Origin of the sequence: Hymenobacter norwichensis DSM 15439 (assembly GCF_000420705.1) — a bacterium.
Lineage (GTDB): Bacteria > Bacteroidota > Bacteroidia > Cytophagales > Hymenobacteraceae > Hymenobacter > Hymenobacter norwichensis.
The window spans coordinates 145,631-164,367 of record NZ_ATVL01000012.1; the positions used below are offsets into that span (position 1 = coordinate 145,631).

General features: G+C 56.7%; 21 protein-coding genes. 5 read left to right on the top strand and 16 right to left on the bottom strand.

What is annotated here, in order from left to right; genetic code table 11:
• Positions 1 to 38 precede the first annotated feature (38 nt).
• Positions 39 to 533: a metallophosphoesterase family protein gene (locus G536_RS0123385; protein ID WP_022826038.1), complete on the bottom strand. Its 495-nt coding sequence runs from the start codon at positions 531 to 533 to the stop codon at positions 39 to 41.
• A 262-nt stretch (positions 534 to 795) separates the two neighbouring features.
• Between G536_RS0123385 and G536_RS0123390 the strand changes: the two genes are divergently transcribed.
• On the top strand, positions 796 to 1,497 hold the full coding sequence (locus G536_RS0123390) for an NUDIX hydrolase (protein ID WP_022826039.1): 702 nt from the start codon (positions 796 to 798) through the stop codon (positions 1,495 to 1,497).
• 69 nt (positions 1,498 to 1,566) lie between these two features.
• Here G536_RS0123390 and coaD read toward each other — a convergent pair whose 3' ends face one another.
• From coaD to G536_RS0123410, 4 genes are all read right to left on the bottom strand, one after another.
• Complete coding sequence (gene coaD, locus G536_RS0123395; protein WP_022826040.1) at positions 1,567 to 2,031, bottom strand: pantetheine-phosphate adenylyltransferase; 465 nt, start codon at positions 2,029 to 2,031, stop codon at positions 1,567 to 1,569.
• A 59-nt stretch (positions 2,032 to 2,090) separates the two neighbouring features.
• Complete coding sequence (locus G536_RS0123400) at positions 2,091 to 2,972, bottom strand: DUF3822 family protein (RefSeq protein ID WP_022826041.1); 882 nt, start codon at positions 2,970 to 2,972, stop codon at positions 2,091 to 2,093.
• A gap of 171 nt (positions 2,973 to 3,143) precedes the next feature.
• On the bottom strand, positions 3,144 to 3,653 hold the full coding sequence (locus G536_RS0123405) for an NUDIX domain-containing protein (RefSeq protein ID WP_022826042.1): 510 nt from the start codon (positions 3,651 to 3,653) through the stop codon (positions 3,144 to 3,146).
• A gap of 27 nt (positions 3,654 to 3,680) precedes the next feature.
• Complete coding sequence (locus G536_RS0123410; protein WP_022826043.1) at positions 3,681 to 4,280, bottom strand: DUF4126 domain-containing protein; 600 nt, start codon at positions 4,278 to 4,280, stop codon at positions 3,681 to 3,683.
• 145 nt (positions 4,281 to 4,425) lie between these two features.
• Here G536_RS0123410 and G536_RS0123415 point away from each other — a divergent pair, with 145 nt between their 5' ends.
• The 3 genes from G536_RS0123415 to G536_RS29545 all read left to right on the top strand — a co-directional run bounded on the left by G536_RS0123415 (position 4,426) and on the right by G536_RS29545 (position 7,535).
• Entirely contained in the window at positions 4,426 to 4,875 is a 450-nt protein-coding gene (locus G536_RS0123415; RefSeq protein ID WP_022826044.1) for a PaaI family thioesterase, read from the top strand.
• Positions 4,876 to 5,438: 563 nt separating this feature from the next.
• Positions 5,439 to 6,863, top strand: coding sequence for an ATP-dependent DNA helicase (locus G536_RS0123425; protein WP_022826046.1), 1,425 nt, complete (start codon positions 5,439 to 5,441; stop codon positions 6,861 to 6,863).
• Between the two features lie 141 nt (positions 6,864 to 7,004).
• Positions 7,005 to 7,535 (top strand): DUF1573 domain-containing protein, encoded by a 531-nt coding sequence (locus tag G536_RS29545; RefSeq protein ID WP_022826047.1) that lies wholly within the window; start codon positions 7,005 to 7,007, stop codon positions 7,533 to 7,535.
• Between the two features lie 163 nt (positions 7,536 to 7,698).
• On the opposite strand, the gene G536_RS0123435 is transcribed toward G536_RS29545, so the two are convergent.
• The 5 genes from G536_RS0123435 to G536_RS0123455 form a co-directional block, all read right to left on the bottom strand.
• Complete coding sequence (locus tag G536_RS0123435) at positions 7,699 to 8,076, bottom strand: DUF423 domain-containing protein (protein WP_026880524.1); 378 nt, start codon at positions 8,074 to 8,076, stop codon at positions 7,699 to 7,701.
• Between the two features lie 95 nt (positions 8,077 to 8,171).
• The gene (locus tag G536_RS0123440) at positions 8,172 to 8,837 is read right to left on the bottom strand and encodes a YggS family pyridoxal phosphate-dependent enzyme (RefSeq protein WP_022826049.1); all 666 of its coding nucleotides are present in this window, start codon (positions 8,835 to 8,837) and stop codon (positions 8,172 to 8,174) included.
• A 98-nt stretch (positions 8,838 to 8,935) separates the two neighbouring features.
• Positions 8,936 to 9,982, bottom strand: coding sequence for a vWA domain-containing protein (locus G536_RS0123445; RefSeq protein ID WP_022826050.1), 1,047 nt, complete (start codon positions 9,980 to 9,982; stop codon positions 8,936 to 8,938).
• A gap of 65 nt (positions 9,983 to 10,047) precedes the next feature.
• Positions 10,048 to 10,962 carry a hypothetical protein gene (locus G536_RS0123450; RefSeq protein ID WP_022826051.1) on the bottom strand — a complete coding sequence of 305 codons (915 nt, stop codon included), beginning with the start codon at positions 10,960 to 10,962 and terminating at the stop codon, positions 10,048 to 10,050.
• On the bottom strand, positions 10,955 to 11,854 hold the full coding sequence (locus G536_RS0123455; protein ID WP_022826052.1) for a DUF58 domain-containing protein: 900 nt from the start codon (positions 11,852 to 11,854) through the stop codon (positions 10,955 to 10,957). The genes G536_RS0123450 and G536_RS0123455 overlap by 8 nt, the downstream gene beginning before the upstream one ends.
• A gap of 101 nt (positions 11,855 to 11,955) precedes the next feature.
• Between G536_RS0123455 and G536_RS29550 the strand changes: the two genes are divergently transcribed.
• A complete protein-coding gene (locus G536_RS29550; protein ID WP_169515150.1) occupies positions 11,956 to 12,327 on the top strand; it encodes a DUF4296 domain-containing protein in 372 nt (123 codons plus the stop codon).
• 53 nt (positions 12,328 to 12,380) lie between these two features.
• On the opposite strand, the gene G536_RS0123465 is transcribed toward G536_RS29550, so the two are convergent.
• The 6 genes from G536_RS0123465 to egtB all read right to left on the bottom strand — a co-directional run bounded on the left by G536_RS0123465 (position 12,381) and on the right by egtB (position 18,507).
• The gene (locus G536_RS0123465) at positions 12,381 to 12,722 is read right to left on the bottom strand and encodes a tRNA-binding protein (RefSeq protein WP_022826054.1); all 342 of its coding nucleotides are present in this window, start codon (positions 12,720 to 12,722) and stop codon (positions 12,381 to 12,383) included.
• A gap of 46 nt (positions 12,723 to 12,768) precedes the next feature.
• Positions 12,769 to 13,329 carry a DUF922 domain-containing protein gene (locus G536_RS29555; protein ID WP_157530890.1) on the bottom strand — a complete coding sequence of 187 codons (561 nt, stop codon included), beginning with the start codon at positions 13,327 to 13,329 and terminating at the stop codon, positions 12,769 to 12,771.
• Positions 13,330 to 13,477: 148 nt separating this feature from the next.
• Positions 13,478 to 14,845: an MATE family efflux transporter gene (locus G536_RS0123475; RefSeq protein WP_022826056.1), complete on the bottom strand. Its 1,368-nt coding sequence runs from the start codon at positions 14,843 to 14,845 to the stop codon at positions 13,478 to 13,480.
• Between the two features lie 60 nt (positions 14,846 to 14,905).
• Positions 14,906 to 16,012 carry a pyridoxal phosphate-dependent aminotransferase gene (locus tag G536_RS0123480; protein ID WP_022826057.1) on the bottom strand — a complete coding sequence of 369 codons (1,107 nt, stop codon included), beginning with the start codon at positions 16,010 to 16,012 and terminating at the stop codon, positions 14,906 to 14,908.
• Between the two features lie 62 nt (positions 16,013 to 16,074).
• Positions 16,075 to 17,091 carry an L-histidine N(alpha)-methyltransferase gene (gene egtD, locus G536_RS0123485; RefSeq protein ID WP_022826058.1) on the bottom strand — a complete coding sequence of 339 codons (1,017 nt, stop codon included), beginning with the start codon at positions 17,089 to 17,091 and terminating at the stop codon, positions 16,075 to 16,077.
• A gap of 99 nt (positions 17,092 to 17,190) precedes the next feature.
• Positions 17,191 to 18,507 (bottom strand): ergothioneine biosynthesis protein EgtB, encoded by a 1,317-nt coding sequence (egtB, locus tag G536_RS0123490; RefSeq protein ID WP_022826059.1) that lies wholly within the window; start codon positions 18,505 to 18,507, stop codon positions 17,191 to 17,193.
• Positions 18,508 to 18,737: the final 230 nt, after the last annotated feature.

Below are 18,737 nucleotides of genomic sequence, written 5' to 3' on the forward strand. Positions count from 1 at the left end.
ATAAAAAGCGTTTTCTCCTGCCTGGGGAAGACGCTTTTTTATTTGGGCCCCAACTCAATTACCTGCAGCTGCTGCACTTTGCCCGCCGCTACCTCGAAGCGGAGCAGGGTGCGTACTTTATGGAAGCCGTGCCGGCCAGCGGCTCCAGGGTTCAGGTGCAGCAAACCCAGCTTGGGGTCGGGCATGACCTTGAGGATATGCGAATGGCCGCTGATAAACAAGCCAGGCCGTTCCTGCGCGAGCAAAGGCCGCGCCGCCGGGCTGTAATGGCCAGGGTAGCCGCCAATATGCGTCATGAGCACGTGTAGTTCCTCGATGATAAACGACTGCACCAGCGGTTGCGTAGCGCGTACGTCGCGGCCGTCGATGTTGCCGTACACGCCGCGCAACGGCGCTACGGTGGCTAGCTCCTCGGCTACGGCGGCCGTGCCAAAGTCGCCGGCGTGCCATATTTCGTCGCAGCCACTGAGGTGGTGCAAAATTCGCTCATTGAGGTAACTATGAGTGTCGGATAGCAAACCGATTTTCTTCATCTGGCGAAGGTACAAGGCGAAATGATGAACCTTAGAAATAGCGAATTCGCTATTTTCGGCGGCTGGATACGGAAATCAGTGGTGGTAGATGTTCAACGGATTCTCTCTTGAATTCACCATCTTACCAACTCCGAACAACTCAACCGGCGCCACCCCGTATCTTGCCCGACTTCTTTGCTCTTTCGTATGCGAAGATTTATGTTGTGTTTTGCAACGGGCCGCGGCCTGCATCTCTCTCAGTAGACCTCCTGATTACCCCGCGATGAACGTCTTCATCAACGATATTCCGCTGATTATCAAAAAGAACAGCGAGAAAGTGTATAAGCACAAGTACGACCTGATTTTGAATCCGGAAGACGAATTCATCTCCAAGGACTTGGTGGGCGACGTGCTAGTGCGCGACGTTACCGACGTATTTGTGGATCGGCTGTTGCGGCTGATGGAAGTGAAGAAGCTCAAGAAGCTGACTTCGCTCACCATGCTGGCTCGCAAGAAAAGCCGCCTGATTCTGCACCTGAAAGATCAGTTTCGCATTGTCAAGGCTGCCGGCGGCCTCGTAGTGCAAGACGGAAAGGTGTTGATGATTTATCGGCTTGGCAAGTGGGACCTGCCCAAGGGCAAGCTCAAAAAAGAAGAGGACCCCGGTATTGGGGCGCTGCGCGAAGTGGAAGAGGAATGCAACATCAAGGTGGAATTGGGCGATAAGCTGCCCAGCACTTGGCATTCGTACGCCTACAACGGCAACAAAATCCTCAAGAAAACCAACTGGTACATCATGCGCTGCCTCGACGACACGCTGATGAAGCCCCAGGCCGAAGAATACATTGAAGAAGTGCGCTGGATGACGCCTAAAGAGGCCATGGCGGTACTGGACTCATCGTACGCCAGCATTGCCTTAGTGATGCGCCACTACCTGAGCGAGGTGACGGGCACATTGCCTACCAAGGAGTCTTCCAATAAGTAAGTTGATACTAACATAAAAAAGGCCGTTTAGCTGTAGCTAGACGGCCTTTTTATGTTTTGTTGCTACTAGTTACCCTTGGAAAGGCGGCAGCTCAAACGGAACGAAGTCGTTGACGTTGCCGCCGAAACGATGAATTTCGCGGATGATGGTGCTGCTGATGGCGGCTAACACTGGTGAGGTAATCAGGAACACGGTTTCCAGCTCGGGATTGACGTGACGGTTAGCTTGGGCAATGGTGTTTTCGTACTCGAAATCGGTGGTGTTGCGCAGGCCCCGCAGTAGAAACCGGGCCCCGACCTCCCGCGCAAAATCGGCGGTGAGGCCTTTGTAGGCTCGTACCGATACCCGCGGCTCATCCCGGAAAACTTCCTCAATCATGCTAATCATTTGCTCGACTGGCAGGTACCGGACCTTGCTGCTGTTGTTGCCGATGGCAATAATCACTTCGTCGAACAACTCCGTACCCCGCCGCACTACGTCGAGGTGCCCATTGGTAAACGGGTCGAAAGAGCCAGGAAAGAGAGCAATACGCATGAGTGGAAGTAACAGAGTGACTAATTGATTCTTTCGGGCAGAATTACTGCTATTCAGAATTATTCACATAAATGAAGGCTGTATAGCTCGAAGAATCGGTACTCGAACAGTTCATTGAGGCGGTAGCTGTAATGCAGGTCGAAAGGGCGGTTGCCGAACTTCACGTGGCGGATGTATTTGCGCAGCACCGTAAACAGTTCGGAGTCGTGCATCAGGTCACCCCACACCACTACTGGGTCTTGGTCGGGGTTGAGCTGAAGCTCCTGCATCACCAGAATGACGTAATAAATCAGGTCTTCGGGCGAGCTGAAAGCGAAAACGTTGCAGAACTCTGGCTTCTTATCGCGAATAACAATAATGGTCAGTTCGTGGTGGCCGATGCTGAGGTAGAAGCGGCGGGTGGCAGTGGCTTCGCTTTGGTGTACCAGCCCTTCGAGCATGGCGCTGGTTTGATGCAGCAATGTACCGGTAGGGTAGGTGTTCCGGAACCACTCAGTCAGGGCATTTTCGGCGGCAAATACGCTAGCTACTTCCTGGCTGGCGTGCGTGTACGCCAGCACGGTTTCGTGCTGTGCATCAACGGCATGATGTAGGCGCAGGTACGTGCCCTCGTCGCCGGGGCGGAGTAGGGGAGACGGCAGCAGTGTAAAATGCCGGTTCTGTACCGCCAGCCGAACGTGGTTCCAGCCGGGCTGACCCACCAAGTCGTGGTGGGCGGCCAGGGCTTGTAATTGGCCGCCGTAGGAGGTAGCGGGTAGCGCCGCATAGTCTTCCAGCACCACAAACTTGTTGCGGCGTACATCGGCTATGCCTACGCGCAGGCCCGCGGGGCTGGCTGTCAGGTAGAGGTTGTAAGCTGCCAGATTAGCAGCATCTAGGGTTTCGTCGCGGAGGCGGTGCAGGGCAGTGGGAGCCGGCAGGTGCGACGAAGAAACGGACATAGCAGCGGAAACTAATGGATCGACAGACACAGGCATGGCATAGGACAGGAGTCCAAAGGTACTTAGGTCCGTCTAAACTGGCATTAAACGAGGCTAGGCAGAAGCTTGTGCCCTGACGCAACGGCAAGCATTACTATGTCACTTGCTGCAAAGCCCAATCCAGCGAGTACCTCACTGCTTAAACCGTATCTGCGGGATAAACACGTCGTCGGGGCTGATGATTTGGCGGAGCATGGGGTGCACCTGGGACGCGGGCAGGCGCAGTAGCTGCTGCGGTTCTACGAAAGCCACTTCGGTAAGCAGTTGCGCATCGGCGGTGTGCTCAGGGTCGAGACCAAGCTGGGGAGTGGCTGCCGGGTCGGATAGCGTTACCTCGAAAAATAGTTCTAGCGCCTGTAAATCAGCGCTTTGGTATTCGTGCAAATGTAAAAAACGGCCTACAATCACCGCCAAGCCGGTTTCTTCCTGAAACTCGCGCAGCAAGCAGTTCTGAATGGTTTCGCCGAACTGCCAGCCCCCACCAGGTGGCGACCAGAACGGAGCATCGTCGGGGAGCAGGCCGCGGTGAGAGGTGAGTAACAGTTTGCCCTCCTGCACCAGCAGCCCACACACGCGCACCCGGACGCGGCCACTGTAGGCTTCTAGGAGCTTGGAATTGGAAAGAGAATCGGGAGCAGCCATGCAACAGGTGTAATGGAACAAGTAGCCTCAACGGCTAGGCAGCAGCGGCGTTGCGCCAGCCCGTTGATTTGCGCGCCGCTGCCGCCAGCGCCGCAGCCGGGTGGCAATATACAGCACCAAGAGCAGCCCGAGGCCAGCAGCTAAGACGGGTAAGAGCAACGCCAATGCCGTGCCCACAATAGCTAACGTGTTTTCGATGGTGGCTAGTATAGGGTTGCCAAGGCCGGCCGTAGTAAGAGTGGAGCCAGCCCGTAGCAGCGAGGTGCCTGTTTGGATAATGCCGGCTGTACCGCCGCCTACCACTATGCCTAGGCCCCAGCGTACGGCCGGATCGAGGTTGGGCAGGGCGGCCGTCATGAGCACAGTACCCGCAATAAATGAGGCCGGCGTAGTTATCGAGTCCAACACATTATCCACCACCGGGAAGTAATAGCCTAGAATTTCGGCTACGGTGGCCGTGCCCAGCGCGGCCACGGCTCCCCAACTGCCCAGCCACGCAAACCCCGCCGATGGCTCCAGCAAACCCGTACGGTACGCCAAGCTGGCCGCCAGCATAGGCACAAACACCCGAAAGCCACTACACGCCGCCAGGGCCAGCCCCAGGGCGCCACTCAATAGATATTCCATAGTAGTCGGTCGTTTTGTTGGTTCTCGTTTTATGGTGGCTAGAGGGCTGAGGGTTACAGCAGTTGTAAAGCAGGGCTGCCCTTCCTCTCCAATATCGAAAAACTAACAACGAAAAACGAACCGCGAATTCCGAACTTCGGCCCCGATGAACACACCCGACACTCCGGTTATTTCTCCCGCGGCCGACGACTCACTGGAAGCTCGAATCCGCCGCAAGCTGACCCGCCAGCACTTCATGCATCTTATTGGCGCCGACCTCACCCGTATTGAGCCCGGCCGGGTAGAGGCTGAGTTGATGCTAGGCCAGCAGCACCAGCAGCAGAAAGGCTTTGTGCACGGCGGCCTCACGGCTACCATGGCCGACCTCGCCGCCGGTTTTGCTGCCGTCACCCTCGTGCCCGACAATACCGGCGTGGTGACCGTAGAGCTGAAAACCAGCTACTTGCACCCCGGCATCGGCCAAAAACTTCGCGCTGTAGGCTGGGTATTGAAAGCCGGCCGCCGCCTGCATTTCTGCGAAGCCGAAGTCTGGTGCGACGATCTGCTGATTGCCAAAGCCACCGCCACTATGGCCGTAGTGGAGCCGCAAGGCTAGGCGCTGAAATGGTACAAGAAGCTGGATGGAGGTTTTTTGTAAGCTGGATTCGGTGGCAGGGACAGGATGGCTATGCCTTGTGGCTTGACACGCCAAACAAGGAATGGTACTGGACTGACGCTCACGGGCGAGTGCCCTTATTCTCAACTACTAAGGAAGTAGCTGAGCTAACGTTGCAGCTGAATTATAAGCTGGAAGACAACAAGCCGATTCTACAAGACCTTGACAGCGCTTGGAACTGGGTACAGCATCCTAATAAGTTGCCAAATGATCATTGTTTGGCTGCTTGGCACCTGTTTAGTGATTTAAGCGCCGAAGCCGACGTGCCTTTTAGCGGAGATACGCACGCTCCAACCCGTGACCGTGTGTTTGATTTGCTGTATGCTTATCATGGTCCGTGGCGCTCAGATAAACCTGCGTGGAAATTGCAGGAGCGGAAGGTATTAAAGCGAATATTGCAGGAGGGCTTCCGAATGTGGCACAAATACGCCTACTGGTCGAACGGAAATCGTGTGCTATCCGGGACCTGAAACGGACGTAGCTTTGTTACCTGACTACACGCTATGCTTTCACTCCGTACCCCCTCCGTCCGCGACCATTTTCCCTACGAACCAACGCAGGACCAAGCCACGCTTTTCCAGAAGCTGGACGTATTCCTGAAGGACGACTTGCCGGGCCGTAAGGCGTTTGTGCTGCGCGGCTATGCGGGTACCGGCAAAACCACCGTAGTCAGTGCCCTGGTACAATGGCTGCACAAGCTAGGCCGCAAATATGTGCTGATGGCCCCCACTGGCCGCGCGGCCAAGGTGATGAGCGCCTACGCTGGCGTGCCGGCCAGTACCATCCACAAAAAAATCTATCGGCAAACCAGCGGCTCGCCTAGCCAGAGTCTCTCGTTTCAGCGCCAGCCCAACCGCGCCCAGGATACACTCTTTATCGTGGATGAAGCCTCCATGATTTCCGACGAAAAGGCGTTTGGGGAACATGGCCTGCTCGACGACCTGATGAACTACGTGTTCGAGAAGCCCTCGAACCGGCTGCTACTTATCGGCGACACGGCCCAGCTTCCACCAGTGGGCCAGCTGCTCAGCCCCGCCCTAGATCCTGAACTGCTGCGGCACCGCTTCCGGGCCACGGTGGACGGGGTGGAGTTGCGCCAGGTGATGCGCCAAGCTGAAGCGTCGGGTATTCTGATGAATGCCACCGTGTTGCGCGAAGAGCTGCGTCAAGAGGAACCGAACATCCAGTTCCACACCCGCGGCTACCCCGACCTGTTTCAGATGGGCGGCGACAAGCTGGAAGACGGTTTGCGTTGGGCCTACAAGAACTTCGGGCACGAGAATACTACTATCATCTGCCGCTCCAACAAGAACGCCAACCAGTACAACCAGATGATTCGGCGGGTACTGTTCGAGGCCGAGGATGAAATAGAATCGGGCGACTACCTAATGGTGGTGCGCAACAACTACTTCTGGCTGCCCAAAGACTCGGAAATGGGCTTTTTGGCTAACGGTGACTTTGTGCAAGTAGTGAAAATCATCCGGCGCACCGAGGAATTCGGCTTCCGGTTTGCCGATGCCCGCGTGCGGCTCGTGGACTACCCCGACGAGCCCGACATGGAAATCAAGCTCCTGCTCGACACCCTGCACACCGAAAGCCCCGCCCTGCCCGCCGACCGGAGCAAAGAACTATACGAAGCCGTGGGCAAGGACTACGACCACCTGACCACCAAGCGCGACAAAAGTGCCGCCCTGCGCAAAGACCCGTTCCTGAACGCGCTACAAGTGAAGTTTGCCTACGCCCTCACCTGCCATAAAGCGCAGGGTGGGCAGTGGCAAGCGGTGTTCGTAGACCACGGGTTTTTAAAGGATGATATGGTGAATTCCGAATTTGCACGTTGGCTATATACGGCGGTTACTCGGGCCTCGGAAAAGCTTTTTTTGCTTAACTTCAATCAGAAGTTGCTGGCAGAGAAGCCAGAAGCATAAGTACGTCGAACGAAAAGCTAGGCACTTGGTGTTGGGCTTCACGGATACTTCATCGGGCAGATTGAAAGTTGGCATTCAACTTGCGGCACCCACCAAAACCAGTATTTTTGTTTTCCTCAATTCATAACGCAGTACCACCTCATGAAAAAAGCACTTGTACTTGCCCTGTCGCTGGCCTGCGCTGGCTTCGCTGCCCAGGCCCAAACGGCCGCCGTTAAGCCTGCTAATGCCCAAGTGAAGGCCGCTGGCCCACAAATCCAGTTCGACGAAATGAAGTACGACTTCGGCACCGCCAAGCAGGGGGAAGTGGTGAAGCACGTGTTCAAGTTCAAGAACATCGGCACCCAGCCACTGGTGATTTCCAACATCGGTGTAAGCTGTGGCTGCACCACTCCTGAGTGGACCAAAGACCCCGTAATGCCCGGCAAAACCGGCACCATCACTGCCAACTTCAACACTGCTGGCAAAATGGGCATGCAGAACAAAGTGCTGACCGTGGAGTCGAACTCGGCTGCTGGCAATGCTATGGTATCGGTAGTAGGTGAGGTGAAAGAGAATGGCACCCCAACTATGACCGTTGACAAAGTGGAATCGGCTTCTGCTACTTCCGCTGATAAAGTGAAAATCAAAGCCGACGAAGGCAAAGCCAAAGTGAAGGCCAAGAAATCGTAAGCTTCTCTTTCCGAACAAAAAAAGAGCGACCTGCTACAATGCGGGTCGCTCTTTTTTTGTGTCTATCATTCCGACGCGAGAGGAATCTGAGTTGCTTGACTGAACGGCTTTATTCTTATTCAGTTTCCTCCCGCGTCGGAATGACAAGCGCCACAGTTTAAGTCTAAGCCTGCCGGGCAGCCAGCAGCAGCGTAATCCAGCCGGCAATGAGCAGCAGCCCACCGATAGGGGCTACCGCGCCTAACTTGGTGATGCCAGTGAAGCATAGCAGGTAAAGAGAACCGCTGAAAATTAGCACCCCACCCAGCCACAGCCAAGCTGTAGTGCTGAGCAGGCGCAGCTCAGGCCGAGCATGCAGTAGTACGCCCACTGCCAGCAAGGCAAGAGTATGATAAAACTGGTAGCGCACAGCCGTTTCAAACGTGTCGAAGCGGCCTGAGGCTTCCAGCATCGGGCGTAAACCGTGCGCGCCAAAAGCGCCAATGCCTACGCCCAGCGCGCCCAGCAAAGCGGCGAGCTGCAAAATGATTCGTGCGGTCATGGGTTGGTTTTCGTTATTGGTTTTTGTTTTTCGCCGTTGGTTGTGTGTTATGGCGTAAACGCCGAAAAACAAAAAGCCAACAGTAAAAAACGAATCTATCGTGCCCCAAAAATAGCGCTGCCCACCCGGATGAGCGTGCTGCCCTCGGCAACTGCCAGTTGGTAGTCGGAGCTCATACCCATCGAAATTTCGCGGAAGTATTCATTGTCAGCGAAGTAGCGCGCCTTTAGTAACTCGAAATAACTGCGTAACTCACTGAACTCCTGGCGTAGCTGCGCTTCATCGGGCGTGTTGGTGGCAATGGCCATAACTCCCGTGATACGCACATGCCGTAAGCTCCGGAAGGCGTCGGATTGCAGAACCTCCTCGGCTTCGGAGAGCGTGAGGCCAGTCTTGGTTTCTTCGGCGGCAATATGGAACTGGAGCAGCCCGTTGATGACACGACCATGTTTGGCAGCTTGCTTTTCCATTTCCAGCAGCAGCTTCAGGCTATCTACGCTTTGGATGGTATGCACAAACGGCGCAATGTATTTCACCTTATTGGTTTGCAGGTGCCCAATTAGATGCCACTCCACATCGGTGGGTAGCTCGGGTTGCTTGGCCGCCATTTCCTGCACCTTGTTCTCGCCAAACAGCCGGGCCCCAGCGTCGTAGGCCTCTTGCAGCTTCTGCACGGGGTGCGTTTTCGTGACGGTAACGAGGCGGCAGTTGGTACCCGTGAGCTGACTTTGAAAGAAACGAATATTGTCGGAAATGGACATCGGATAATAGTTGGATGCGAAAGGGGTGCTTGTTGAATAATGCTGTTGGAGTGGTAAGTGAGAACTAAAACAACCAGCAGCCCAACAGCACTTCAAAATCAGTCTTCCAGCGAGTTAACCAGGAAAGTGTTTTTCAGGCCCAGCCACAGCAGCCACAGGCCTATGCACCAAAACAAATAGATGCGATAATAGTCCCGGGTGTTGCGGAAGCGGGTTTGCTTGATTTCCGACTTCTCGTAGCGGTTGATGCGCTGAAACACCTGGCGGAGCGCGGCGTTGTCGTCGGCGCGGAAGAACCGGCCTTCGCCGGCTTCGGCAATCTGGCGCATGGTGGTTTCGTCGAGGCGGGTGTTTACGTAGTTGGTGCGGCCCAGTCCGTCTTTGCCAAACGGCACCACACCATCTTGGCCCAGCCCAATCGTGTAGATTTTCAGGCCGTAGGCGTGGGCAAGTTGAGCCGCTGTAAGCGGGTCGAGGCTGCCAGCCGTATTTTCACCATCGGAGATAAGAATGCACACGCGGGTACGGCTGCGGGAGTCGCGGAGGCGGTTGGTGGCCACGCCCAGTGCCGTACCGATGGCCGTGCCGTCGTTGGCAATCATGCCCAGCTTCAGCCCGTCGATACTCTCACGCAGCAGTTCGTAATCGGTGGTGAGGGGAGCCAATGAGTACGCGTCGCCGGCAAAAACCACCAGCCCCAGCCGGTCACCGGAGCGGCCATTGATAAACTCCTGAGCCACCCGTTTGGCCGCTTCCAGGCGGTTGGGGCGCAGGTCGCCGAGCTCCATCGAGCCCGACACGTCCAGCACCAGCATAATATCAATGCCTTCGCCTGACTGTACCACCCGGTCGTCGGTGCGCTGGGGGCGGGCCAGCGTCACTACCCCAAACGCCAGACTCAGCCCCAGCACCAAATCAGGAATGAAGCGCAGCACGGCGCTCCAGTCGCGCCGCACGTCGCCTTGCACGAAGGCCACACCTAGCTTGCTCCGCCGCCGGTACGCCAGCAGCCAGCGCACCCCAAACAACAAAGGAATACAAGCAATCAGTAACAGCAGCCGCGGTTTTTCCCATGCATAGCTAGCCAGCGTAGCGTAGCGTAAGCTATCCACAAGTGGGCCCAAAACCTGTTGCCAAAGCTGCATTTTTTACGCGTTAGAAATTGTCAGTTGCTGGTTATGAGTGGCGAAGTATGAACTGAACGACTAACTCATGCTTCGTAATTCTTGACTACCAACTCCTTGAATCGGCGCTGGGCAAAATCGCGCAATAGGTCGAAAGCAAGGTCGGTTTCAGTTTCGTCTTCCGTGAACTGGTTGCCGTAGACAACTCGGTCGGCGAGGCGTAGCGCCAGGCTAACGTCTTTATCGTTGTGGTAGTGCGCCACTATTTCGCGGGTGGTCAGGCTACTGATGGCGCTGTTTTCGAGGGTGCTGAGGTAGTTTTTCCAGAGGGTAATAGCGCGCTCCATGTTGTTGAGCGAGCGGCTGAGCGTAAACCGCTCAACGTGTCGGGCGTACTGGGTCAGGAAGTACACGTGGTTTTTGCGCAGCTTGTACAGCTGATACCGTCGCCGCCACCGCCGGCCAAACCCCAGCGCCACGCCCCCCAGCACCACGGCCGCCAACCCCAACCCGGCCAGCCAGTACGGATAGTTGAAAGCCGGTTCAACCGGCAGCAAAGTGGTGTTTTCGCGCAGGATTGGAGCAGTGCCGGCAGCTACCGGGGGCACCGTTCGTGTTAGGCGCACCGTGGCTACCGTGGCCGGTACGGTCAGCGTATCGAGGCCTTGCAGAATGGTAACAGGAAGCGTGAGATGCTGCACCGAATCCAGCGCGAAGGTGCGCAGGTGGTACACGGTTTCGTCGAGGCTGCGGCCCTGGCGGGTACGGGTAGGCCGGTAGGTTTTGCCCACGTACTCGAAGGGAGCGTAGCTGGCCGTTGAATCAGGGAAAATAACGTTCAGGCCCGGCTCATGGGTGTAGCTCAACTCGTAATCGACTAACTCACCTACCCGTACCGCGGGTTGTAGAAAGCGGCCGCGCGGCGGAATTGTATCGGTGGCCTGAGCGGTGGCAGCAAACGGCAGCAACAGTGCCAGCAGATAGAGCAGCGCTTTACCCACGGCCTGCCCGAAGGTTGCGCCGCCGAAACAGCCTAATCAGCTGGGGCATGTAGTCGGCATCGGTGGCAATGGACAGATACTCGGTGCGGTGGCGGCGGCAGATTTGCCCAATCTGGGAGCGGTTTTGCTCGTAGGTGGCGCGGTACCTGGCCCGGAAGGCACTCGAAGACGTGTTAGTCCAGACGGTGCGGCCGGATTCCTGGTCGTAGAGCGGCACAATACCCAGGGGCGGAAACTCCCGCTCGCGCTGGTCGAGGAGTTGCACCACCACTAGGTCGTGTTTTTGGGCCAGCATCGTCAGCTCCCGTTCGTAAGCGGAATCAATGAAATCGGAAATCAATAGAATAATGCTGCGCCGCTTCAACAGCCCCAGCGCCTGCTTGATGCCCGCGCCCACCGCCGTATGGCGGGATTTGGGTTCCAGGTCATAGAGGCGTTTGATGAGGGCGTAAGCATGTCGGATTCCTTTGCCCGGCGGCAAATACAGTTCCTTCTGGTCGGAGAAAGCCAAAATACCCAATTGCGCATCCTGCCGGGCGGCAGCCAATGCCAGAATTCCGCATATTTCGCGGCCCACATCCAGCTTGCGGCGGCCCTGAGCACCCACCTGCTGCGAGCCGCTAACATCGAACAACAGTAGCACTTGCTGTTCCCGCTCTTCTTTGTAGGTCTTGATGAACGTGCCGTGGCCTTTGCTCGACACGGCCCAATCAATAGCGCGCACTTCGTCGCCATATTGGTAGAGGCGCACATCATCGAATTCGAGGCCGGTGCCCTTGAAAACGGAGCGGAAGTTGCCCTGAAGCTGCGCGTCCACAGCCTTCAGCATCCGGATTTCCAGCTGCTGAAGCTTGCGCACGAGCAATTGAAACGGAGTAGTGGGCGCATTCATAACAGCTAAACTACGCGAATCAGATAAGTATTGCCGTTCGTAAGGAAAGCAAACACTTAAATAACCCGCCGGAAACCGTAATGAAATTGTATTTTTGCGCCGTGAAACACTTGCACTTTCGCGTTTATCCGCTACTTCTTAGCTTGCTATTTGCCGGGCTGCTGGGCTGCCAACGTCCTAACGATGTGCCACCGCCGCAGCCCTTGATGCCTCGCGTGCAAATGGTGAGTGTGCTGGCTGACTTGCATTTGCTGGAAGCGCGAGTTGAAAACTCCCGGCTTTCCACTGATTCGGCACGGGCGTTGTACCTGCAACAGCAGAAAGCCATTTTTTGGCGCTATGAAATCACCGATTCATTGTTTCACCAGAGCTACCGCTATTACGCTACACATGGCAAAGACCTCGACGATATCTACGGTGTGGTGCTCGATACGCTTTCCATGCGGCAGATGAAAATAGGCGAGAAAAAGTAGTGAGATAGTGAGTTTGACGCTCGCCATAAGCTGTTGAAACGCTAAACTCACCACTATATCAGGCGGCTGCCGTTAGGCGCAGGGCCGGCCAGCGCCGCCAGCACAATGTAGCCCTGCTCGTCGGCCGCCCCCGTCACCAGTACTTCCGACATGAATTTGCCGATTTGCTTGGGCGGAAAATTGACCACGCAAAGCACTTGCCGGCCCACTAAATCGGTGGGATGGTAGTGCTGGGTGATTTGGGCGCTGGAACGTTTGTGGCCAATTTCGGGACCTAAGTCGATAAGCAACTGGTAAGCTGGGCGGCGGGCCTCAGGAAATTCGCGGGCTTCCAGAATGGTACCCACCCGCAAGTCAACCCGCTCGAAATCGGCCCAGGTAATAAGGTCAGGCATAGAAAGAACAGAAAAGATGGAGCGCAAAGTAACGGCTTCGTGCTCCTTACTCCTGCGCAAAGGCCGTCAGTTGGTTGAGGCGTAACTGAACCTGCGTTTCCCAGAACTTCTGCTTTTCGGCATTGAGGCCGTGGTTGGTTTCGCCATCGTAGCGGCTTTCTTCGCGCTGCCAGGCGGCAAAGGCGGCTTTAGTCAGGTTGTTGAAGGCGGGGTTGAGGTGCTGGCAGTCTAACTTCACCAAGCTTAGTTTCTGGCGCAACATACGAGCGTGCAGTTCAGTCAGGTCGAAGTGCAGTTGTTCGTGGCGCAGCAAAGCCGGCGAAGCGCTTTTGGCGTCGCGTACCCACGATTCGGTGGGCATAAATACCGCCTTTACAGTGGAGCGGAACACGAAATCAGTGCACCCCACCTGCACATCAATATTGCTGGCCGTGAGGGCCGCCAGTTGCTCCATGGCAATAGACCGGCTTTTGAAATCTGCCCAGGTAAGCGGCCGTTGCGCCGACCAAGCAATGGTTTCTTTAGGCGGAGTGGTTTTGGCTGGAGTTTGCGCCAAGGGCGACGACGAAGGAGCCAACAACAGCAGCAGAAAAGAGAAGAAAGCCATTTTCAAATATAGTACCGAGTAGACCCAACGAAAAAACGCCTGGGTTTTCAATGATACATCAACTGCAGAAGCCTCGTTCCAGAAGACCACTGAAACTGCACGTTTCAAAGTTGATAATTACGCGAAAATGCTCCCTGCGTACCGCAACTTAACTGCCAGCTAATACCGCAGCTGGCGTACTGGCTACGGCGCTATGCTGCCGGAAGCGCCACAGCAGCATCCCGGCCACCAGTGTCAGGCCCAGCAGCAAGCCTAACCACACGCCCACGTTGCCCATCTCAAATACGAAGCCCAGCGTGTAGCCCAGCGGCAACGCCACCACCCAATATGCTAGCAACGCCACCACCGACGGCACTTTCACGTCTTCGAGGCCGCGCAAGGCTCCTAGCCCTACCACTTGTAAGCCATCCGAAATCTGGAAGGCGGCAGCAATGAGTAGCAACGTGGCAGCCTGAGCTACCACAGCTGGGTCGTGGTTGTAGAAGTGCGGAATGTAGAAGCGGGCCGCTACCAGCAGTAGCCCCATGGTAGCCATGAATAAAAACGCCAGCAAGTAGGCCGCTAGTCCCGCTTGCCGTGCCCCAAAGGCATCATTGAGGCCGCGCAAGTTGCCTACCCGGATGGTAGCCGCCGCCGCAATTCCACTGGCGGCCATGTAGGTAACCGAGGCCACGTTGATGGCAATCTGGTGGGCGGCCAAAGAAGTGGCGCCCAGCCAGCCAATCATGATGGCCGAGAAGCTGAAGGCACCCATTTCAAACATCATTTGCACGCCAATTGGAGTGCCTAAGCCTACCAACCGGCGCAACGTGCTCCAATCGGGGCGGAACCACGAGGGTACGGCGGCGCGGTAAGGTTGCAGGCGCGCCGCCCGCAGCACGTAGGCGCCCATAAGCAGCGCCATCAAAATACGGGCCGCTACCGTGGCCCAGGCCGAGCCCATCATCCCCATCTGCGGCGCCCCAAAGTTTCCGAATATGAGCATGTAGCACAAGCCGGCATTCACCACGTTGGCCATAATGGATAGGTACATGGCTTGCCGGGTAAGGCCCAGCCCCTCGGCAAACTGCCGGAACCCCTGGAAAACCATCAGTGGCAGCAACGACAAAAAAATCACTCGGATCCAGGGGGCGGCTAGGGCTACTACTTCAGCTGGCTGGCCCAGGTACTTGAGTAGCGGTGCAATCAGCAGGCCCGTGGCCCCGAGCACTAGGCCCGCCACAATGCATAGCCACACGCCGCTACCCAGCAACCGGCCCAATTGGCGTACGTTGCGCTGCCCGTCGGCGGCGGCTACCAGCGGCGTGATGGCCATGGAGAGACCCATGCCCATTACCATCACCATCGTATTCACGCTCACACCCAAACTTACGGCCGCCAGAGGCACCTTGCCGGTCTGCCCAACCATCACCGAGTCGCATACATTGACTAGCACGTGGCCTAGTTGGCTGAGTACGACCGGGTAAGCAAGAGAAATAGTGGGCTTGAGGTGGGGGCGAAGGGCAGCAAAAGACATGAGGGCAACAGCAGAATGAAGCCGCAAAGGTAACGCCGTAAAGCCAAGCGCCGGGTTATGTTACTGCGAATCGGTAGGCCGCAGCACTTGGCCGAGTTGAGTTATAGCCTGCTGTAACTCAGAAGTTGGTACCGCATACGACAGCCGGGCAAACCCAGGAGCACGGCAAGTTGCGCCGTCCACTACCTCCACTCCGGCGGCTTGCAAGCGGGCAACAAGCTGCACCGAAGCTGCCGGTAGCGGCAGGGTAGGGTCGAGGAACGCGCGCAAATCGGGGAAGGCGTAGTAGGTGCCGCCGGGCAGATGGGGCAGCGCCTGTGGGAGTGTAGCCAGAAAATCGAGAAGCAATTGCCGGTTCGGAAGAAGTTGACGGCAGAGGGTGGCGGTAATGGCGGGTTTCTCTTCGGTGGCAGCCAAGGCGGCTATCTGGCTAGGAACTGCTACGGCTCCGCCAGTGGCAAACTGCTGCGCAGCACAGCGTGCAGCAATAGAAGCCGGGGCCACCAAATATCCGATGTTCCAACTGAGCAGCGCCAACGATTTGGAAAACCCATTTACCACCAGATGCTGGTTGTGCGGATCAGGAAAGGAAAGCAGCGTCGGGACGGGGGCAGGCTCAAAGCAGATACCGTCGTAGATTTCGTCGGATAGCACCAGCACTTGCGGATGCCGACTTGTAACAGCCAGCAGCGCCTGTATCTCGGCGTGGGTATAAATGCGGCCTGTGGGGTTGTTAGGATTAGTGAACAGCAGCAGCCGCGTACGAGGTGAAATAGCCTCCGCCAGCATTTCAGGCGACAAAGCATAATTATTTTCGGCGCTGAGCGGCAACTCGCGCGCTGTCCCGCCGACTTGCTCAATCAAACCCCAGAAGCCAAACCAATTAGGTGTAGGCAGCAGTACCTCGTCGCCGGGGCGCAAAATGGCGCGTAGCAATGCAAACAGCGCCGCTTTGGTACCGGGCGTTATCACAACCTGACTGGGTGCAAGAACTGACGAGGTACCTTGTGCTTGGTAACGGGCAACGATGGCTTCACGCAGTTCCGGCAAGCCTTCCGCCGGACTAGCTGGTAGCTTACCACCCGCCAGCAGAGCTGTTACGCGGGCTACAGCAGCGGGTGGTGGCTGAAAGTTGCCGTAGCCGGAAGCAAGGCTGATGAGGGACATTAGGGACTATTCTGCGGGCTTTAGTGGTCTTCTATGCTACTTGGGAAACCATCAAATCGGTGTTAGGCCAACCGTAGCACGACATCAGCAAAATACTCGTGTGAGTCGGTGAAGAACTCGGTGACGCGCAGACCGGCTTCGGCAGCCAGTGCTTCAATCTGGGGAGCCGTAAACTTGTAAGAATTCTCGGTGTGAATAGTTTCCCAAGCCCGGAAATCGAAGGTTTGCTGCAAGGCGGCCACGTGTACTGCCTGGGCGCGGGTGCTTACCAGAAACGAGCGCACGGTACCCGCTAACGGGTCGTAGTCGGTGTAGTGCTGCCAGTGCGTTAGGTCGAAGTTGGCACCTAGCTCCCGGTTGAGACGCGTGAGCAGGTTCAGGTTAAAAGCCGCCGTAACACCTTGGTTGTCATCATACGCCGCCCGGATAAAGCGCGGGTCTTTCTGCAAGTCGAAGCCGATGAGCAGCCGGTCGTTGGCACTAAGGGGGCCGGCCAGGGTTTGCAGAAACGCCTGCCGGTCGTCGGGCGAGAAGTTGCCAATATTGGAACCCAGAAACAGCACCACCTTGCGGCCGGGACGAGTAGCCATTAGCTGCAACGCCGCCGAATAATCGGCCACAATCGGCTCAACGCGTAACTCCGGCAGTTCCTCACGTAGGCTAGCCGCCAGTCCGTCCAGCACCGCCCCAGAAATATCTACGGGCACGTAAGTGAATACAGCGTCGGTTTCCAGCAAGTGGCGGAGCAGAATCTTGGTTTTGAGGCCGTCGCCGGCTCCTAATTCGATTAGAAAAAATTGCTCCTGCGCCGCCGCGGGCCGCAGCGCCGTTGCCAGCGCCGCTTGGTGCTGGGTGAGCAACCCAAACTCGGTGCGCGTGGGGTAATACTCGGGCAAAGCCATAATCTGCTGAAACAGCCGGCTGCCTTCGTCGTCGTAGAAATACATCGACGACAAAGTCTTTTGCGGACGACTCAAGCCAGTGGCTACGTGTTCCTTTAGGGCCGTCAGCTGCTGGTCGTCGGGGGTGAGTTGCTCGGGTTCGGAAGAGGTGGTTAGGAAGGAGGCCGGAGAGGTCATGGCAAGCAAATACGAGAAGGCAGAAAAGGAGGGCCGCCGCGGATTGTACGCGTGGCTAATTCAACACGGGCAGTCAGTGAAAACTTGCTGGCAATCAGCTTAGCGTGCCAAGCGGATACCCGTGAACTGCCAGCGCTTGTCGGCGTGGAAGAAGTTGCGGTACGTGAGGCGGATGTGGCTGGCTGGCGTGGCGCAGGAGCCCCCGCGCAGCACCAATTGGTTGATCATAAACTTGCCGTTGTATTCACCCAGCGCACCAGCCGCCCGACTGTAGCCGGGGTACGGATGATAGGCCGAATAGGTCCACTCCCAGGCGTCGCCGAGCAATTGGTGGCAGCGGGTAGGGTCGGCATCAGTGGGCAAGGGCTGCGGGTCGAAGAGGTTACTTTCCAGAAAGGTGCCGCCCACTGGGGTAGCGCCAAAATGCCGGGCGGCCACTTCCCACTCAGGCTCGGTGAGCAGGCGCGCGCCCACCCAATTGGCGTAGGCATTGGCTTCGTAAAAGCTCACGTGCGTAACTGGCGCAGCTAGGTTTACGGGTTGCAGACCGTGGTGTGTGAAGCGGTGCCAGCCGTCTTCTTTCTGCACCCAATACAGCGGCGCCTCCCAGTGCATAGTTTGCACCAAGTCCCAGCCTTCGCCCAGCCAGTAGCGGAAATCCTGATAGCCACCGGCTACTATAAATTCCAGGTATTCGCCGTTGGTCACCAGTCGGTTCTGCACCTCAAAATCGACCGTCAGTACTTCATGCGCGTTCAACTCGTTGTCGAAACAAAAGCCGTTGCCCTCGTACCCAATCCGTGAAGTACCACCGGGCACCGGCAGCCAAGTGGCCTTCGGAGCTTCCGAATTCATTGAGTTTGTGGCCGCCGCTTTCAAGTCAGAATTAGGTAGGTATTCTGGGGCTAGGGGACTGGTGCTGAGAATGTATTTGATGTCGGTGGCCAGTAGTTCCTGGTGTTGCTGCTCGTGCTGCAAGCCCAACTCAAACACCTCATGGAAGGCAGGCGGCAGCGTATCGGCTAGGGCCAAGAGCTGCGGCATGTGCGCGTCTACGTGGGCGCGGTAGGCGTACACGTCGGCTAGGGCTGGGCGCGAGATGGTGCCTCGGTCGGCGCGGTTTACGCGGGAGCCTAGCGAGTTATAGTAGGAGTTGAAAAGGAAGGCGTAGTCGGGGTGAAAAACCTGGTAGCCGGGCAGATGTTCTTTCAGCAGAAACGTTTCCCAAAACCACGTAACGTGCGCCAGGTGCCACTTCGGCGGGCTCACATCGAGCATGGGTTGGACCACCGTATCTTCGGGCAGCAGCGGCTGGCACAGCAGCTTCGTGCGTTGGCGAATAGTATGGAATCGGTCGGCGAGCGTGGGAGTGGCGGCAGTGGTCGGCGTGGCGAATGAGGGCGTGGCGGCAGGCATAGCAGAGGCTTTTAGCTAGAGAGGGCTAAGGAAGTAACTGTATTTCTCTGGTTCAGGTTTTGGCGCAACGGTGCTAGGCTAGCGGCGGGGGCCCGCAAGCTCCTCCGTATTTGTCGCAAACCTGCCTTGTATATCGCGCAACCTCCTCAGTAGAAAGCGGTATTTTAGGCAGTTACGGGCGCTTTTTATTGGTTTTGGCTAGCCTCGGGAAGTGAGGTTGCGTTTCTTGT

Coding starts and splice junctions, on each gene's coding strand:
- G536_RS0123385 (WP_022826038.1), bottom strand. CDS start 533: ATGAAGAAAATCGGTTTGCTATCCGACACTCATAGTTACCTCAATGAG.
- G536_RS0123390 (WP_022826039.1), top strand. CDS start 796: ATGAACGTCTTCATCAACGATATTCCGCTGATTATCAAAAAGAACAGC.
- coaD (WP_022826040.1), bottom strand. CDS start 2,031: ATGCGTATTGCTCTCTTTCCTGGCTCTTTCGACCCGTTTACCAATGGG.
- G536_RS0123400 (WP_022826041.1), bottom strand. CDS start 2,972: ATGTCCGTTTCTTCGTCGCACCTGCCGGCTCCCACTGCCCTGCACCGC.
- G536_RS0123405 (WP_022826042.1), bottom strand. CDS start 3,653: ATGGCTGCTCCCGATTCTCTTTCCAATTCCAAGCTCCTAGAAGCCTAC.
- G536_RS0123410 (WP_022826043.1), bottom strand. CDS start 4,280: ATGGAATATCTATTGAGTGGCGCCCTGGGGCTGGCCCTGGCGGCGTGT.
- G536_RS0123415 (WP_022826044.1), top strand. CDS start 4,426: ATGAACACACCCGACACTCCGGTTATTTCTCCCGCGGCCGACGACTCA.
- G536_RS0123425 (WP_022826046.1), top strand. CDS start 5,439: ATGCTTTCACTCCGTACCCCCTCCGTCCGCGACCATTTTCCCTACGAA.
- G536_RS29545 (WP_022826047.1), top strand. CDS start 7,005: ATGAAAAAAGCACTTGTACTTGCCCTGTCGCTGGCCTGCGCTGGCTTC.
- G536_RS0123435 (WP_026880524.1), bottom strand. CDS start 8,076: ATGACCGCACGAATCATTTTGCAGCTCGCCGCTTTGCTGGGCGCGCTG.
- G536_RS0123440 (WP_022826049.1), bottom strand. CDS start 8,837: ATGTCCATTTCCGACAATATTCGTTTCTTTCAAAGTCAGCTCACGGGT.
- G536_RS0123445 (WP_022826050.1), bottom strand. CDS start 9,982: ATGCAGCTTTGGCAACAGGTTTTGGGCCCACTTGTGGATAGCTTACGC.
- G536_RS0123455 (WP_022826052.1), bottom strand. CDS start 11,854: ATGAATGCGCCCACTACTCCGTTTCAATTGCTCGTGCGCAAGCTTCAG.
- G536_RS0123465 (WP_022826054.1), bottom strand. CDS start 12,722: ATGCCTGACCTTATTACCTGGGCCGATTTCGAGCGGGTTGACTTGCGG.
- G536_RS29555 (WP_157530890.1), bottom strand. CDS start 13,329: ATGGCTTTCTTCTCTTTTCTGCTGCTGTTGTTGGCTCCTTCGTCGTCG.
- G536_RS0123475 (WP_022826056.1), bottom strand. CDS start 14,845: ATGTCTTTTGCTGCCCTTCGCCCCCACCTCAAGCCCACTATTTCTCTT.
- G536_RS0123480 (WP_022826057.1), bottom strand. CDS start 16,012: ATGTCCCTCATCAGCCTTGCTTCCGGCTACGGCAACTTTCAGCCACCA.
- egtD (WP_022826058.1), bottom strand. CDS start 17,091: ATGACCTCTCCGGCCTCCTTCCTAACCACCTCTTCCGAACCCGAGCAA.
- egtB (WP_022826059.1), bottom strand. CDS start 18,507: ATGCCTGCCGCCACGCCCTCATTCGCCACGCCGACCACTGCCGCCACT.